This is a genomic window from Aeromonas sp. A600620 (assembly GCF_029479985.1).
Classification (GTDB): domain Bacteria; phylum Pseudomonadota; class Gammaproteobacteria; order Enterobacterales; family Aeromonadaceae; genus Aeromonas; species Aeromonas veronii_A.
Genome location: NZ_JAAKXB010000010.1, coordinates 23,882 through 40,635, shown reverse-complemented (window position 1 = coordinate 40,635; position 16,754 = coordinate 23,882). Strand labels below are relative to the sequence as shown.

The 16,754-nt window shown below is 62.0% G+C and carries 15 protein-coding genes; 5 read left to right on the top strand and 10 right to left on the bottom strand.

The genetic code is table 11. The annotated features are described in order from the left end of the window. Positions 1-37: 37 nt before the first annotated feature. The 5 genes from ilvA to ilvG all read right to left on the bottom strand — a co-directional run bounded on the left by ilvA (position 38) and on the right by ilvG (position 6,427). Complete coding sequence (gene ilvA / locus G5533_RS13315) at positions 38-1,558, bottom strand: threonine ammonia-lyase, biosynthetic (RefSeq protein WP_106844317.1); 1,521 nt, start codon at positions 1,556-1,558, stop codon at positions 38-40. A gap of 3 nt (positions 1,559-1,561) precedes the next feature. Continuing rightward, the gene (ilvD, locus tag G5533_RS13310) at positions 1,562-3,403 is read right to left on the bottom strand and encodes a dihydroxy-acid dehydratase (RefSeq protein ID WP_266135669.1); all 1,842 of its coding nucleotides are present in this window, start codon (positions 3,401-3,403) and stop codon (positions 1,562-1,564) included. Between the two features lie 145 nt (positions 3,404-3,548). Then, positions 3,549-4,493, bottom strand: coding sequence for a branched-chain amino acid transaminase (locus tag G5533_RS13305; protein ID WP_128834710.1), 945 nt, complete (start codon positions 4,491-4,493; stop codon positions 3,549-3,551). A 12-nt stretch (positions 4,494-4,505) separates the two neighbouring features. After that, positions 4,506-4,784 carry an acetolactate synthase 2 small subunit gene (ilvM, locus tag G5533_RS13300; RefSeq protein ID WP_005339613.1) on the bottom strand — a complete coding sequence of 93 codons (279 nt, stop codon included), beginning with the start codon at positions 4,782-4,784 and terminating at the stop codon, positions 4,506-4,508. Continuing rightward, a complete protein-coding gene (gene ilvG, locus G5533_RS13295) occupies positions 4,781-6,427 on the bottom strand; it encodes an acetolactate synthase 2 catalytic subunit (RefSeq protein ID WP_441254888.1) in 1,647 nt (548 codons plus the stop codon). Before ilvG ends, ilvM begins: the two co-directional genes overlap by 4 nt. A 384-nt stretch (positions 6,428-6,811) precedes the next feature. Here ilvG and G5533_RS13290 point away from each other — a divergent pair, with 384 nt between their 5' ends. The 3 genes from G5533_RS13290 to G5533_RS13280 all read left to right on the top strand — a co-directional run bounded on the left by G5533_RS13290 (position 6,812) and on the right by G5533_RS13280 (position 10,318). Then, positions 6,812-8,326, top strand: coding sequence for a YifB family Mg chelatase-like AAA ATPase (locus tag G5533_RS13290; RefSeq protein WP_441254887.1), 1,515 nt, complete (start codon positions 6,812-6,814; stop codon positions 8,324-8,326). A 126-nt stretch (positions 8,327-8,452) separates the two neighbouring features. Then, positions 8,453-9,352: an acyltransferase gene (locus G5533_RS13285; RefSeq protein ID WP_441254886.1), complete on the top strand. Its 900-nt coding sequence runs from the start codon at positions 8,453-8,455 to the stop codon at positions 9,350-9,352. 6 nt (positions 9,353-9,358) lie between these two features. Beyond that, positions 9,359-10,318: an acyltransferase gene (locus G5533_RS13280; RefSeq protein ID WP_421223243.1), complete on the top strand. Its 960-nt coding sequence runs from the start codon at positions 9,359-9,361 to the stop codon at positions 10,316-10,318. Here the strand turns inward: G5533_RS13280 and G5533_RS13275 are convergent. Then, a complete protein-coding gene (locus tag G5533_RS13275; RefSeq protein ID WP_421223241.1) occupies positions 10,249-10,749 on the bottom strand; it encodes a DUF523 domain-containing protein in 501 nt (166 codons plus the stop codon). The genes G5533_RS13280 and G5533_RS13275 overlap by 70 nt on opposite strands. Next, positions 10,746-11,396 carry an NUDIX hydrolase gene (locus G5533_RS13270; protein WP_005339607.1) on the bottom strand — a complete coding sequence of 217 codons (651 nt, stop codon included), beginning with the start codon at positions 11,394-11,396 and terminating at the stop codon, positions 10,746-10,748. The genes G5533_RS13275 and G5533_RS13270 overlap by 4 nt, the downstream gene beginning before the upstream one ends. 74 nt (positions 11,397-11,470) lie before the next feature. Here G5533_RS13270 and G5533_RS13265 point away from each other — a divergent pair, with 74 nt between their 5' ends. Together G5533_RS13265 and pncB are read left to right on the top strand one after the other, a co-directional pair. Next, on the top strand, positions 11,471-12,106 hold the full coding sequence (locus G5533_RS13265; protein WP_005356142.1) for a nicotinamidase: 636 nt from the start codon (positions 11,471-11,473) through the stop codon (positions 12,104-12,106). Between the two features lie 89 nt (positions 12,107-12,195). After that, a complete protein-coding gene (gene pncB, locus G5533_RS13260; protein WP_042062464.1) occupies positions 12,196-13,374 on the top strand; it encodes a nicotinate phosphoribosyltransferase in 1,179 nt (392 codons plus the stop codon). A gap of 72 nt (positions 13,375-13,446) precedes the next feature. Here the strand turns inward: pncB and G5533_RS13255 are convergent, their stop codons facing one another. The 3 genes from G5533_RS13255 to ccoG all read right to left on the bottom strand — a co-directional run bounded on the left by G5533_RS13255 (position 13,447) and on the right by ccoG (position 16,737). After that, complete coding sequence (locus G5533_RS13255; RefSeq protein WP_005356138.1) at positions 13,447-14,055, bottom strand: thiol:disulfide interchange protein DsbA/DsbL; 609 nt, start codon at positions 14,053-14,055, stop codon at positions 13,447-13,449. A gap of 137 nt (positions 14,056-14,192) precedes the next feature. After that, entirely contained in the window at positions 14,193-15,182 is a 990-nt protein-coding gene (locus G5533_RS13250; protein ID WP_058058952.1) for a serine/threonine protein kinase, read from the bottom strand. A gap of 103 nt (positions 15,183-15,285) precedes the next feature. After that, positions 15,286-16,737: a cytochrome c oxidase accessory protein CcoG gene (gene ccoG, locus G5533_RS13245; protein WP_005356121.1), complete on the bottom strand. Its 1,452-nt coding sequence runs from the start codon at positions 16,735-16,737 to the stop codon at positions 15,286-15,288. Positions 16,738-16,754: the final 17 nt, after the last annotated feature.

Genomic DNA, 16,754 nt, shown 5'->3' with positions numbered 1-16,754 from the left:
GCCAACGCCTCCCTCCTTCTTCATAGCGATCTCGCCATCAACTAGCCAGGAATAACCGGTAGGCGGGGTCGTCGCTCACCTCTTTCCAGCCGTAGCCAATCTCGCGCAGGTAGTCGTGGAAGGCGGCCACGTCCTCGTCCGGCAGCTCGAAGGCGCAGAGCACCCGACCGTAGTCGGCACCGTGGTTGCGGTAGTGGAACAGGCTGATGTTCCAGCGACAGCCGAGGGTCTCGAGGAAACGCATCAGGGCGCCAGGCTGCTCCGGAAACTTGAAGCTGTAGAGACGTTCACCAAGGGGCCGGGCCGGGCGGCCGCCAATCATATAGCGCACATGATTCTTGGCCAGCTCGCTCTCGGTCATGTTGACCACCGGATAGCCGTTGCCGCCGAGCTGATCGATGATCTGGCCCAGCTCCTCGTCACCGCCGGTGAGGCGCACCGAGACGAACAGCGAAGCCTGCTCGGCATCGGCGTAGCGGTAGTTAAACTCGGTCACCATGCGCGGCCCGAGCTGACGGCAGAAGTCGAGGAAGGCCCCCTTGCGCTCGGGGATGGTCACCGCCAGCATGCCCTCGCGCTTCTCGCCGATCTCGCAGCGCTCCGACACGTAGCGCAGGCTGTGGAAGTTGACGTTGGCGCCGGACAGAATGGCCGCCATCCGCCCCCCTTTCACCTGCTCCCGCTCGCTGTAAGCCTTGAGGCCTGCCAGCGAGAGGGCCCCCGACGGCTCGGCAATGGCGCGGCAGTCGTCGAAGATGTCTTTCAGTGCGGCGCAGATCTGGTCGTTGGAGACGGTCACCACCTCGTCCAGATACTGGTTGCACAGGCGGAAGGTCTCCTCGCCGATGCGCTTGACCGCCACCCCGTCCGCAAACAGCGAGACCCGCTCCAGATTGACCGGTTCACCGGCCGCCATGGCAGCCTTGAGGCAGGCAGAGCCCTCCGCCTCCACCCCGATCACCTTCACATCCGGCAGCAGTTGCTTGATATAGACCGCCACCCCGGCGGCCAACCCGCCGCCCCCCACCGGCACGAACACGTGGGTGAGGTGGGTATCCTGCTCCAGCAGCTCCTTGCCGATGGTGCCCTGCCCGGCGATCACCTCGACGTCGTCAAACGGCGGGATCAGGGTGTAGCCCTCCAGCGTGGCGAGGCGGCGACTCTCGCCATAAGCCTCATCGAAACTGTTGCCAAACAGCATGACGTTGCCGCCCTGACGGCGCACCGCATCGATCTTGATGTCCGGCGTGGTCTTGGGCATCACGATGATCGCCTTGATGCCGAGCTTGGCGGCCGACAGGGCGACCCCCTGGGCGTGGTTGCCGGCGGAGGCGGCGATAACGCCGCGCGCCTTCTGTTCCTCGGTGAGGGTGGCGATCTTGTGGTAGGCGCCGCGCAGCTTGAAGGAGTGGACCGGTTGCAGATCCTCCCGCTTCAGGCTGACGTGGTTGCCGAGCCGCTCGGAGAGTTTCTTCAGGGTTTGCAAAGGGGTGACTCGCGCCGCCTCATAGACGGGAGAGAGCAACACCTTGCGTAGATAATCCGCCGCAGAAACCATGATTTATTCCCCCAGCATCGAGCGATCGCGCACCGCGCCTTTATCAGCGCTGGTGGCGAACATGGCATAGGCGCGCAGGGCAAAGGAGACCTGACGCTGACGATCGAGCGGCTTCCAGCCACGGGCTTCCACGGCGACGCGGCGGGTAGCAAGCACGCTGTCGGCCACCTCCAGCACCATGCTGCGGGCCGGGATATTGATGCTGATGATGTCGCCATCCTCCACCAGACCTATGGTGCCGCCGGAAGCGGCCTCCGGCGAGACGTGGCCGATGGAGAGACCCGAGGTGCCGCCGGAGAAGCGACCATCGGTGATCAGGGCGCACGCCTTGCCGAGCCCCATGGATTTCAGATAGGTGGTGGGGTAGAGCATCTCTTGCATGCCCGGGCCGCCTTTCGGCCCTTCGTAGCGGATCACCACTACCTCGCCCGCTTTAACTGTACCGTCGAGGATGCCGTTCACCGCGCTCTCCTGACTCTCGAACACCCGTGCCGGGCCACGGAAGGTGAGGTTCTCCTCATCAACCCCGGCGGTCTTGACAATGGCGCCGTTGACCGCGAGGTTGCCGGAAAGCACGGCGAGGCCGCCCTCCTGGCTATAGGCATTATCCAGCGAGCGGATGCACCCTTCGGCTCTGTCCAGATCCAGCTCCGGCCAGCGGCAATCCTGACTGAACGCCTTGGTGGTGCGGATCCCGGCCGGCCCGGCGCGGTAGAAGTCCACCACCTCCTGACTCGGCTGGCGGCTGACGTCATATTCATTGAGCTGTTCGACGAGGGAGCAACCCAGCACGGTACGGGTATCCCCATGCACCAGGCCCGCTTTTTCCAGCTGACCCAGAATGGCGACCACGCCACCGGCACGGTGCACATCTTCCATATGATATTTCTGGGTGGAGGGCGCCACCTTGCAGAGCTGAGGCACTTTGCGGGACATGCGGTCGATATCGGCCATGGTGAAGTCCACCCCGGCCTCCTGCGCCGCTGCCAGCAGGTGCAGCACGGTATTGGTGGATCCGCCCATGGCGATATCGAGCGCCATGGCGTTCTCGAACGCCGCCTTGGTGGCGATATTGCGCGGCAGGGCGCTCTCGTCATCCTGTTCATACCAGCGCTTGGCCAGCGTCACGATGCGCTGACCCGCCAGCTTGAACAGCTGCTCGCGGTCGCTATGGGTCGCCAGCATGGAGCCATTACCCGGCTGGGAGAGACCGAGCGCCTCGGTCAGACAGTTCATGGAGTTGGCGGTAAACATGCCGGAGCAGGAGCCGCAGGTGGGGCAGGCACTGCGCTCCACCTGTTCGCTCTGGGCGTCCGATACCTTGGGATCGGCGCCCTGGATCATGGCGTCCACCAGATCCAGTTTGATGATCTGGTCGGAGAGCTTGGTCTTGCCCGCTTCCATCGGGCCGCCGGAGACGAAGATCACCGGGATATTGATGCGCAGGGCGGCCATCAGCATCCCCGGGGTGATCTTGTCGCAGTTGGAGATACAGACCATGGCGTCGGCGCAGTGGGCGTTGACCATATACTCCACCGAATCAGCAATCAGCTCGCGGGAGGGCAGGGAGTAGAGCATGCCGCCGTGGCCCATGGCGATGCCGTCATCCACGGCGATGGTGTTGAACTCCTTGGCAACGCCGCCTGCGGCCTCGATCTCGCGCGCCACCAGCTGGCCCAGATCCTTGAGGTGGACGTGGCCCGGCACGAACTGGGTGAAGGAGTTGACCACGGCGATGATGGGCTTGCCGAAATCCTGATCGGTCATTCCGGTGGCACGCCACAGGGCGCGGGCCCCGGCCATGTTACGTCCGTGGGTGGTGGTGGCGGATCTCAACTTCGGCATGTCTCTACTCCCTGAATGCCCAGCGGGCTCATTATCTTTGAAAATGAAAAAGTGACTCTCGGATCGGGAATCGATCCTGGTGAGGGCACCGCGCAGAGCCCTCACCGGAAGCGACTCGGGGAGGCACAGCGCCTCCCCTCTCTCATCAGTCGTTGACGGGCGTCAGCCAACCCCACTTGTCCTCGGTCTGGCCGTTGAACAGACCGAAGAAGGCATTCTGCAGTTGCTCTGTCACCGGGCCACGGCTGCCAGCGCCCACCTTCATCCGATCGACGGAGCGCACCGGGGTCACCTCGGCAGCGGTGCCGGTCATAAAGATCTCGTCCGCCACATAGAGCGCCTCGCGGGGCAGCGCCTGCTCGCGCACCTCGTAACCGAGATCGCGGGCCAGCGTCATGATGGTGTCGCGGGTGATCCCGGGCAGGATGGCGGCGGTAGCGGGCGGGGTGAACAGCACGCCGTTCTTCACCAGAAACAGGTTCTCCCCCGCCCCTTCGCTCAGGTAGCCGTTCACATCCAGCGCCAACCCCTCGGCGAAGCCGTTGCGCTTGGCCTCGCGGCTGATCAGCTGGGAGGACAAATAGTTACCGCCCGCCTTGGCGCCGGTGGGAATGGTGTTGGGAGCGAGCCGGTTCCATGAGGTGACGCACACATCCACCCCGTTTTTCAGCCCCTCTTCGCCGAGATAGGCGCCCCATGGCAGAGCAGCCACCATCAGGTCGGCCTTGGCATCCAGCGGCGGATGCAGCCCCAGCCCCACGTTGCCGACAAAGGCCAGCGGGCGCAGGTAGCCGCTCTTCAGGCCGTTCTCGCGCACCACGGTGCGGCAGGCTTCATTCACGTCGGCCTCGCTGTAGGGAACGTCCATCCAGTAGATTTTGGCGGAGTCGAACAGGCGGCGGGTGTGCTCCTGCAGACGGAAAATGCAGGTGCCTTTGGGGGTATCGTAGGCGCGTACCCCCTCGAACACCGAGGAGCCGTAGTGCAGGGCGTGGCTCATCACGTGCACCTGGGCATCCTGCCAGGGCACCAGTTTGCCGTTGAACCAGATGTATTGGGGGTGAGTGGCGGATTGGGAAGGCTGTGACATTGGCTTGGCTCCTTAAGCTCTGATCCGGGGTTGCTGTTCCAGTGCATCGACCCGGGAGACGTCCACCAGCTTCACCAGCTGGCTCCACAACTGCTGGATGGGACGCACCGACTCGACAGTAACCGTGATCCGCAGCTGTTGGCAATCCTGCTCCATGTTGAGGGCGCAGAGAGCGAAGCCGCGGTGACGCACCACCCGCAGCACCCGCTCCATCACTTCCGGTCTGGGCTGGGCATGGATATGCAGGGTGTGCTGTGCAAATGCTGGCTGGGCAAGGGTGTGCGGGTTCATGGGCGTTGCTCCATCATCTGGTGGTTGGCGACTCCCGGCGGAACCAGGGGCCAGACGTTTTCTTCCTCTGAAATAGCCACATGCAGCAGGTAGGCACTCTCGCTTGCCAGCAGGCGATCGAGGGCACCGGCTATCTGCTCCTTGCATGTGATGGTCTCACCCGGAATGCCGAAAGCGGCAGCCAGGGCGACGAAATCGGGGTTATCGGAGAGGATGGTCTCGCTGTAGCGGCCGTCGAAGAACAGCTCCTGCCACTGGCGCACCATGCCGAGGCGCTGGTTGTCCAGCAACACCATCTTCACCTTGAGTTGGGCCCGGCGGATGGTGCCGAGTTCCTGCACGTTCATCATGAAAGAGCCGTCACCGCTTACCAGCACCACTTCATCCTCCGGGCGCGACATCCTGGCGCCGATGGCGGCGGGCAGACCAAAGCCCATGGTGCCGAGACCGGCGCTGGAGAGGTGGTTGCGCGGGCTGGTGAAGCGCATGTGTTGGGCGACCCACATCTGGTGCTGACCCACGTCGCAGGCGACCACGCTGCTCTCCGGCAACTTGGCAGATAGCTGTTTGAGCAGAGCTGGGGCATAGATGGCCTGACCCGGGTGGTCGTAGCGAAATGCATATTCGCGGGCCATGGCGGCGCAGTGTTCACGCCAGGGGGCGATGTCGAGAGTCATGGCGAGGCGCGGCAGCACCAGCTTGAGATCCGTGGTGATGCCCACCTCAGCGGCACGGCGCTTGCCGAACTCGGCGGCATCCACATCGAGATGGATCACCTTCGCCTCGGGGGCAAACTCCTCCAGCTTGCCGGTCACCCGATCATCGAAACGGGCGCCCACCACCAGCAGCAGATCGCACTGCTGCACCGCATAGTTGGCCGACTTGGTGCCGTGCATGCCGAGCATGCCCAGATAAACGGTACTGTCGGGGTCGAGCGCGCCGATCCCCTTGAGGGTGGTGACCGCTGGCATGCCGGTGGCGGCGGCAAAGTCACGCAACTGCTGCTCGGCATTGGCCATGCCCACTCCGCCACCGACGTAAAGCACCGGACGCTCGGCGGCAGCCAGCAGGGTGCGGGCTGCGGTCAGCTCCGAGGGGTTGAGCACCTCCGGCTCCTCCACCGCAAACAGAGGGCTCTGGGGCGGCACGGCGGCCAGTTGCACATCCTTGGGGAGATCGATCAGCACAGGACCGGGGCGCCCTTCGGTGGCGATGGCGAAAGCTTCTGCCAGCACTCGCCCCAGATCGGCGGCATCAGTCACCATAAAGGAGTGCTTGGTACAGGAGAGGGACATGCCGAGCACGTCGACCTCCTGAAACGCATCGGTACCGATGGCGGAACAGGGCACCTGACCGCTGATGGCCACCAGCGGCACCGAATCGAGCAGCGCCTCCGCAAGACCGGTTACCAGATTGGTAGCGCCGGGGCCGGAAGTAGCGATGCAGACCCCCACCTGACCGGAGGCACGGGCATAACCCACAGCCGCCATGGCAGCGCCCTGCTCGTGGCGGCAGAGCTGATGGGCCAGACCACCGTCATACAGGGCATCGTAGACCGGCATGATGGCCCCGCCCGGGTAACCAAACACCTGGGTCACACCCTGTTTTTTGAGAGCCTGTACCAAAAACTGCGCGCCGTTCATGTGGAAAATCCTGTCCTTTGGTCGAAAAAAAACCCCCGGGCTGTGAGGCTCGGGGGTCGCTTGTTTCGTTCTGTCCGGTGGTGGGTCTATCCCTTGTTCCGTGCAGCTAAACGAGCCCCGAGCGGTGAGATAATAATCACCACTAGGACCACAATAATGCTGACGAAACGGGAGGCCATGTTCATAGTTACAACCGGAAATCCTGTGAAATTGGGGCGGTTTCTACCGCGAATGGCTATTAGAACTAGCACGGTGATTTTTATTGGGCAAGCCTTTTTTCTGTGACAACCCACTGATTTTGGCTATTCCTCAGCCGGAACTCTGGAATAAAAAACCAACAACAAGCAGTTAGTCAGAACATATATCAACTCAAGGACGGGATTTATGTCATTAGCTGTGGTTTATAGCCGTGCCAGCCTCGGGATCGCGGCCCCGCAAGTTACAGTGGAAGTTCACCTCTCCAACGGCCTGCCTGCCTTCAACATGGTCGGCCTGCCGGAAACCTCGGTGAAGGAGTCGCGAGACCGGGTGCGCAGCGCCCTGCTCAACGGCAATTTCGAGTTCCCGAGCAAACACATCACAGTCAATCTGGCTCCCGCCGATCTACCCAAGGAGGGGGGCCGCTTCGATCTGGCCATCGCCATCGGCATTCTCGCTGCTTCCAAGCAGATACCGGCAAAATACCTGCTCGATCATGAATTTTTGGGGGAGTTGGCCCTGACCGGCGAAATTCGCCCCGTGCTCGGGGTGCTGCCCGCCGTGCTCGCCTGCCGGGATGCGGGGCGCACTCTGCTGGTACCGCGGGAGAACGGCCCCGAAGCGTCCCTCATTCAGGATGCCGAAGTGCGCACCGCCCATCAGCTGCTGGCCGTCACAGCTTGGCTGGCAGGCCAGTACGAACTGCCGCTGCCGGATCCCCAAAGCGCGGAGAGCCTGCCCAATGTGCCGGACCTGCAGGATGTGATCGGCCAGTCACAGGCCAAGCGGGCGCTGGAGATCGCCGCCGCCGGCAGCCACAACCTGCTGTTCATCGGCCCGCCCGGCACCGGCAAGAGCATGCTGGCGAGCCGATTGCCCGGCATTCTGCCGCCGCTGAGCGAGCAGGAGGCGCAGCAGACCGCCGCCATCCACTCCATCGGCGGCCTCACTCCGCGCGCCGGTCACTGGCACCACAGACCCTATCGCACGCCCCACCACAGTGCCTCCGCAGTAGCGCTGGTGGGCGGCGGCAGCCACCCAAGGCCCGGCGAAATATCGTTGGCCCACAACGGGGTGCTGTTTCTCGACGAGCTGCCCGAATTCGAGCGCAAGGTGCTCGACTCCCTGCGCGAGCCGCTGGAGACGGGCCACATCACCATCAGTCGGGCCGCCCGTCAGGTGGATTTTCCCGCTCACTTCCAGCTGGTCGGCGCCATGAACCCCAGCCCCTGCGGCCACTATGGTGACGGCCAGACCCGCTCCAGCCCGGATCAGATCTTGCGCTACCTCGGCAAGCTCTCCGGCCCCTTTCTCGACCGCTTCGATCTGACTGTGGAAGTGCCACTGCTACCCAAGGGGAGCCTCACCGGCAAGGCGGAGCGGGGGGAGTCTAGCCAGCAGATCCGCGATCGGGTACTGGCAGCGCGAGAGCGGATGCTGAGCCGCAATGGCAAACTCAACAACCTGCTGGATAGCCGTGAGATAGAGGATATTTGCCGCTTATCGGCGCAAGATGCCGAATTTTTGGAGAATGCCATCCAGAAGCTGGGGCTCAGCATCCGGGCCTGGCATCGCATCCTGCGGGTATCGCGCACCATCGCCGATCTGGCCGGGCAACCCGCCATCGGCAAGGAGCATCTTATCGAGGCGCTCGGTTATCGCGCCATGGACCGGCTGCTGTCGCGACTGCGCAGCAGCTGACAGAAGGAAAAGGGTGAGTCCAACCCCGTAAAGGCTCTGAATGGTCTCGCAGGCAATCGGCTGATATTATGGCCACAGATCTGACCACTTGATGGCCCTTTATCGACAGCAAGACGGACCCGACTCATGCCCAACAAGCTGACAGAGCGACTGCGCGGCAGCCTCTCCACCCTGCTCTATTTTTTCAACACCCTCTTCTGGTTTGTCCCCATCTTCTCGCTGGGTCTGCTCAAGCTCCTGCTCCCCCTCAAGGGGTGGCGCACCCTCTGCAACTGGCTGCTCGATGGCTGTGCCAGCTGCTGGATCGGTTTCAACAATCTGATCCAGAAAACCATCATCAAAACCCCTTTCGAGGTGGTCGGAGTGGACAAAGGGCGCCGGAATGAGTGGTATATGGTGATTGCCAACCATCAATCCTGGGTCGACATACTGGTACTGCAGCGGGTTTTTAACCAAAAAATCCCCTTCCTGAAGTTTTTCCTCAAGAAAGAGCTGATTTGGGTACCTTTTCTCGGTCTGGCATGGTGGGCGCTCGACTTCCCCTTCATGCGGCGATATTCCAGGAAATTTCTGGAAAAGCATCCCCATCTGAAGGGAAAAGACATAGAGACAACCCGTAAAGCCTGTGCCAGGTTCCGCCACATTCCGGTGAGTGTGATGAACTTCGTCGAAGGCACCCGCTTCACCAAGGGCAAACATCAGAAGCAGGGTTCGCCCTATCGTCACCTGCTCCACCCGAAAGCAGGGGGCATCGCCTTTACTCTGGCCGCCATGGGTGATCAGTTGCATCAACTGGTGGATGTCACCATCGCCTATCCGGACGGCATCCCCAGCTACTGGGACTTCATGTGTGGCCGGGTCAGGCAAATCAAGGTTCAGGTCCGCTATTTGCCGATCGACCGCAAGCTGGTGGGGGATTACTTCAATGACCCCGAGTTCCAACAAGAGTTTCAACAGTGGTTGAACGGGATCTGGCACGAAAAGGACCAGACCCTGAGCCAACTGCTGGCAACCAAGGCGCAGTAAACATTCATGCTATCCCTGCTTCCCGGCCCGCTGGTGCTGATCATCAGCGCGGGCCTGACCATCCTTTTCACCGCCTTGTGCGCCAGCCTGATCCTGCTGGTGTCGCTGGCCAAACTAGTACTGCCGATCCCGGCCTTTGGCCGTGCCTGCAGCCGGCTCAACAACCGCTTCATGCGCCTGTGGCTGGCCTGCAATGCGCTGGTGATCCGCCTCACCACCCGTATTGACTGGCAGGTGGAGGACAATACCAAGCTGCGCAAGGATGGCTGGTATCTCATCATCAGCAACCATATGAGCTGGACCGATATCGTGGTGCTCGGCCACCTGTTCCGGGATAGGCTGCCGGTGCCCAAGTTCTTCATGAAGCACGAGCTCATCTACATACCGCTGCTGGGGCTCGCCTGCTGGGGGCTCGATATGCCCTTTATGCGCCGCTATTCGCGAGAATTTCTGTTAAGAAATCCGCATCTGCGCGGCAAGGATATCGAGACCACCCGCAACGCCTGCGAGAAGTTTCGCCACATCCCCACTACCGTCATCAACTTCGTGGAAGGGACCCGTTTCACCGAGCAGAAACGGGATGCGGCCCGCTCCCGCTATCGTCACCTGATGCCGCCCAAAGCGGCAGGACTGGCCTTTACACTGGCGGCCATGGGCGAGCAATTCGACAGCCTGATCAACGTCACCATCCGCTATCCGGACAACGCCGAGACCCCGTTCAAGGACTTCCTGATGGGACGGGTAAAACGCATTCAGGTGCGGATTGAGGAGCTGCCGGTGAATGAACAACTGATAGGAGATTACTTCAACGACAAGCAGTTCAAACGCGGTTTTCAGGAGTGGCTAAACCAGCGCTGGCAGGAGAAGGACGAGGTGCTGGAGGGGTGGCAGAGCGGTCAGGTGCCGGTTGCCGCCAAATCCGGGGAGGAATCCAAAGAGAGCGCAGAAGCCAACTCGGCCAACTGATCTTCGGAAAAGACCACAATCCCGTGGCGGCGCAGCAGGGCGGTGGTCTTGCCTTCGCCAGCCACAGAAACACCTTCGAAGCGGCCGTTATAGATACGGCCGCTGCCACATGAGGGGCTCCCCTCTTTCAGCAGGGCGAAGCGAATGCCCTGCGTCTGACAGATTTCCAGCGCCAGCTCGGCGCCGCGATCAAACTCGGCAGTCACATCCAGTCCGCTCGCCGTCACTACGCGCTCGCCCTGCCGCTCGGCAGGAAGGCGTGGGGTCGGCAAACCGCCAGCCACTTCGGGGCAGAAGGCCAGCACCCGCCCCTCGGCACCCAGCTCACTCAGCCAGTCGCTGACGATCCCCTTGCTCTGACCGTCGTAACGCACCGGCTGACCCAGCAGGCAGGCACTCACCAGCACCTTGTGCACGCTGGTCTCACTCATGCTTCCGCTCCATGCATCACTTGATCGAACATCACGCAGCAGGGGCTCTCCAGCCGGTAGAGGATGGCAGGGCGCTGTTTGCCGGTGCGCTTGCGGCCGGTATCCACCAGAATGTCGGCGCGATGAATCCGCTTGCGAAATGCCGCCGTATTCATGGGTGTTTGCAGGATGATTTCGAAGGCGCGCTGCACCTCGGAGAGGGTGAACTCGGGCCCCAGCAGTTGTAGCGGCAGGGTGCTGTAACGGCTCTTGATCCGCAGCCGCTCCAACCCCTTGGCGATGAGCTGGACATGGTCGAAGGCGAGGCTCAGCCCCGGCAGGTTGGCGAGCGGATGCCAGCAACCGTGGATCGCTTCCACTTCCGGATCGACCAGACAGAGATAGACCAGGGTCGTGGACCAGCCGCGGGGATCCCGCTCCAGATTGCCGAGGGTGCAGACCTGCTCGCTGTAGCAGTGACCGAGCCCCCACTCCGCCAGCAGACGGCGCTGGGCGGCATCCAGATCCCGATCCCGGGTCTCGTCGATGCGCAGCGCCGGCAGTTGCCAGCAGTGGGCAAAGGGGGGGCGATCGCGGGTCTCGAGCAGCAGCTCGAGCCGCTCCTCATGCAACCGCAGCACCACCATATCCAGACTCATTCTCAGCATGCCGATCGCCCTGCTCGCCTTCCATTAATGTTTGGTAGATAATATCACACGAATAGTATGTGCAGGAGCCAATCATGGGAACCGTCGCCAGCCTGGATATTGATGCGCAGAAGGGCTTTACCCCCCTCTGCCCGAACGAACTGCCCGTCGCGGGCGGTGATGATATTGTGGCTGCGCTCAACGCTCAGGCCACCCTCGCCACGCTGCGGATCGGCAGCAAGGACTCTCACCCTGCCAATGCCGACTGGGCCGTCTCTGACCCTGCCGGTATGCTGTTGCCGCTGGATCTGCCCAACGCCGACCTCACCTGGCCGGTGCACTGCGTACCGGGCAGCAAGGGCTTCGAGCTGCTCGACGGCCTGCCCGCTCCCATCGACTATGACTTCTTCGTCTGGAAGGGGGTCGAGCCGGATCTCCATCCCTACGGCACCTGCTTCCACGACCTGGCAGAACGGCGCAGCACCGGACTCATCGAATTTCTGCAAGCCCGCCAGGTCGATACCGTACTGGTCGGCGGCCTCGCCACCGACTACTGTGTCAAAACCAGCGTGCTGCAACTGCGCCGCGCCGGTTTCCGGGTGATCGTCCATCTCGATGCCTGCCGTGGCATCGCCCCCGCGACGGTTGCCAGCGCCCACACCCAGATGATCGAGGCAGGGGCCGAACTGGCCCAGACCCTGATCGATGTACAACGCCTGCTGGACGCCTGATATGCCCCTCATCCTCACCAGCCTGTCCGATAGCGGCGCCTGCAATTTACCTATGCAACTGGCGTTCGCCCGCCTGCGGGGAGCCTGATATGCCACCGATTCTTACCAGCCTGCTCGACACCGACGCCTACAAGCTGCATATGCAGCAGGCGGTGTTCCATCGCTATCCGGATGCCGAGGTGGTGGCCGAGTTTCACAGCCGCAATGAAGAGGATCTGCTGCCCATGATGGGGCAGATCGAGGAGCAACTGCGCCTCGCCGGATCCCTGCGACTGACCAAGCCCGAGCTCGATTTTCTGGCCGAGCGCCCCTTCTTCACCCCTGACTACCTCGACCACCTGCGCCGCAAGCCGCTAGACGCCTCCCTGCTCAAGGTGTTCGAGCAGGATGGTCGTATCAATGTGCGGGTCGAGGGCCCCTGGCAGGATGTGATCCTGTGGGAGATCCCGGTGCTCGCCATCATCAGCGAGATGCGCAACCGCTTCCGCTACCCCCAGTTCGGCGTCAGCCACGCACTGGAGCGGCTCGATCAGAAGATCGACAAGCTGGAGAAGGAGCTGAGCCGCGACGAGATGAGCGAGTTCAACCTCATCGACTTCGGCACCCGCCGCCGCTTCTCCCACGCGGTACAGGATGCGGTAGTGGGTCGCCTCAAGGAGCGGCTGCCGGCGTTTCGCGGCACCAGCAACTACATGCTGGCCCAGAAGTACAAGCTGCCCGCTGTCGGCACCCAGGCCCATGAGTGGTTCCAGGCGCACCAGCAGCTCGGCTTCCCGCTGGAGCACAGCCAGCGCGCCGCCCTCACCAGCTGGCTGGACGAGTTCACCGACCATCTCGGCATCGCCCTGACCGACTGCATTACCATGGATGCCTTCCTGCGCGACTTCGACTTCGAGCTGGCCAGCAGCTATCAGGGCTTGCGTCACGACTCCGGCGATCCCGTGGTGTGGGGCGAGAAGGCGATCAGCCACTATCAGCGCCTTGGCATCGACCCCACCGACAAGACCCTGGTCTTCTCCGACGGGCTCAACCTCGACAAGGCGGTGCAGCTGTTCCGCCACTTCCGTGGCCGCATCAACACCAGTTTCGGTATCGGCACCAAGCTCACCTGCGATCTGCCCGGTGTCAGCCCGATGAACATCGTGTTCAAGCTGATCGAGTGCAATGGCGGCCCGGTCGCCAAGATCTCCGACAGCCCGGGAAAGACCCTCTGCCGGGATGCGGAGTTTATCCGCAACCTCAAACAGGCGTTCCACGTCGGGGTCTGATCTTCGAGATCGCCAGAAGACAAAAAGCCCGCCGGTTCGCACCGGCGGGCTTTTTTATCGACTCAAGGGGTATCAGTCTTTCTTGGCCAGCAGGAACTGCACCAGCTTGTTGAACTGCTCTTGAGAGGTGATGGATTCAATCTTCACCATGTACTTTCCGTTCACCAGGAAGGCCGGTACACCGCGAATGTTGTAACTCTCGGTGTTGCGATCGAACTGGGAGACCATGCCGGAGACGGCGAAGCTGTCGACGGCACCGTCGAACTCTTCAGCCGGTACGCCGTTGTCCACGAAGATCTTCTTCACATCGTCACGGCTCATCGGCGGCTGACGCTGGGTGTGGATCTTGTTGAAGATGGCCGGAGTCAGCTTGGCTTCGGCGTTGAGCAGGCTGGCAACGGCGTAGGCACGCTGCATCTCGGGGCCCATCTCGCGACCGAGGAAAGCAACCGGGTTCTTCTTGAGGGGCACACCCTCTGGCAACCCGGCCTTCAACTGTTCAACGATCGGTTCGAAGGTAGCGCAGTGCGGGCAGTAGTAGGAGAAAAACTCCATCACTTCCGGCTGGGCACTGCCAGTCTGTTTGACCACATCGTAGTTGACGCCTTCCTTGAACTCGGGGGCGGCGTGAACCATGGGGATCATCAGCATGGCAGCAAGGAAAAATAGAACTTTTTTCATGATGTTTCCTGTTAAGGGATCACTGTGAGGCACGCCCGGCGAACCGAAGCAGTGCCAAGCCTATTGTTTCGCCATGCTGACGTCAATGGTCAGGGCCGGAGATCGAGTCCCCCTTGCCGCACAAGATCCCTTCTATTTCACCAGTTTGGCATCAGGGTCAACGGTGGCGCCTTGAGTGCCTCCAGCTGATCGTGCAGTGTCGCTATCTGTTGACGCCAGTAGTGATCGGTATTGAACCAGGGGAAGTGACGGGGGAAGGCGGGATCTTCCCAGCGCCGTGCCAGCCACGCCATGTAGTGAACGATGCGCATCGCCCGCAGCGGCTCGATCAGCGCCAACTCCCGCGAGTCGAACTCCATAAACTCCTCGTAGCCCGCCAGCAGGGTGTCGAGCTGGATCTGCTGCTCGTGGCGCTCGCCGCTCAGCATCATCCAGAGATCCTGAATCGCGGGGCCGGTGCGGCAATCATCGAGGTCGACAAACATGGGGCCATCGCGCCAGAGGATGTTGCCCGGGTGGCAATCGCCATGCAGGGAAATCTGCGCCACATCGAGCGTCATGGCGTCGCTGACATGCTTGATCAGCTCGTCGAGCACCCCGAAGAATTGCTTCGCCAGCCCGCTTGGCAGCCATTCGCCAGACGCCAGCAGCTGACGCGGTTCGTGCAGCATACTCTCCACATCGAGCCGCACCCGATGGTGAAACGGCTTGCTGGCGCCGATCTGATGAATGCGACCGAGGAAACGCCCCACCCACTCAAGCTGGTCGAGATTATCCACCTCGAACTGGCGGCCACCGACGCTCTGCCAGATGGCAAAGGGGTAGCCCTCGTGCTCCAGCAGGGTCTCGCCCGCGAAGGCGAGCGGTGCGGCGACCGGGATCTCAGCCTCCGCGAGACGGGTGGCAAACTCGTGCTCCTCGAGGATCTGGGCCCGGCTCCAGCGGCCGGGACGGTAGAACTTCACCACATAGCGGCGACGATCCTCATCCTGAAACTGGTAGACCCGGTTTTCGTAGCTGTTGAGCTCGATAAGGCCGGAGTCGAGCCGCAGGCCACTGAGATCGAGCGCATCCATGATGAGGTCGGGATTTAGGTCGGAATAGTTGAAACGCATGTCATCCACCATAAGAAAGGGGCGCCGTTGCGCCCCATTCTATCACTACTGACCGGCATTGCCGTGCTCACTGGTGACCGGACTGGTGTCACGCCCGGCCCGCAATCACACGCAGTTACAACCGGCTGATAAACTTGCTGCCCTGGCGCAGGTTGCCCTTGCTGTCGTCGGGCGCCGCCCCCTCCCGTTTCAGCACGAACTGGATATCCAGCGCCGGCCGTTTCAGGTTGTAGGGATCGACCGCCAGACTGACCGGCAGGGTGTAGATCTCGCCCGCCTTCAGGGTCACTTCACGGGGGCCGAACCACTGATACTCGGGCAAGCCCTCCACATCCAGCTGGTAGGTCTGGGACTGCAGGGTCTTGTTGAGGATCTTGAGGGTGTAGGTGTTCTCAATCAGCCCCTCGCTGTTTTCGCGGAACAGCTGGTTGCGATCCCGCAGGATATCGAGCCCCATCGGCATGATGGACATGGCGTTGTAGACAAAGACCCCCAGCATCACCGCCATCACCAGCCCGTAACCAATCAACTTGGGCCGCGCCACATGGGTGGAGTCGTTGGCCAGCTTGTGCTCGGTGGTGTAACTGATGAGCCCTTTCGGGTAGCCCATCCGCTCCATGGTCTGGTCGCAGGCATCGACGCAGGCACCGCAGTTGATGCACTCGTACTGCAGGCCGTCGCGGATGTCGATACCGGTCGGGCAGACCTGCACGCAGAGATCGCAGTCGATACAGTCGCCCAGCCCCATCGCCTTGGGATCCGCCTTGCGGGAGCGGGCGCCACGGGTCTCGCCACGCTTGGTGTCATAGCCGACGATGAAGGTGTCCTTGTCGAACATGGCGGACTGGAAGCGGGCATAGGGGCACATGTGGATACACATGATGGCACGCATCCAGCCTGCGTTGCCGTAGGTGATGATGGTGAAGAAGAGCACCCAGAACAGCACCCATCCGCTGGCCTGCAGGGTGAAGAGATCCGGCACCAGTTCAGTTACATCCTGGAAGTAGGCGACGAAAGTCAGGCCGGTCACCAGCGAGATCGCCAGCCAGGCCAGATGCTTGGCTCCCTTGCGGGCCAGCTTCTCGCCGCTCCAGGGCGCCTCGTCCAGCTTGCGCCGCTTGTTGGCGGGCCCTTCCAGCTTCTCTTCAAACCAGATGAACATGAAGGTCCAGACCGTCTGCGGGCAGAGATAGCCACACCAGACCCGACCGAGGAAGGTGGTAATAAAGAAGAGTCCGAAGGCGGCGATCATGAAGAGCCAGGCGAGCAGGGTCAGATCCTGCGGCCAGATGGTGGCGCCAAATATATGGAACTGCTGGTGACCGAGGTCGAACAGCACCGCCTGTCGCCCGTCGTAACGCAGCCAGGGCAGCAGCACGAACAGCGCCACAAAGAACCAGCCCATGGCCTTGCGCATCCGCTGCCAATACCCTTTCTGGGCCCGCACATAGATGCGGTTGCCCGGATTGAATCTGTCGTCGCTGGCTTTGAACGTATTGGGGTTGAAGGTCCCGGTTACGCCCTTGTCGGTGACGTCCTTGATATCGATTTTATCGTGGTCGGCCATTGCAAGACATCGCTCCC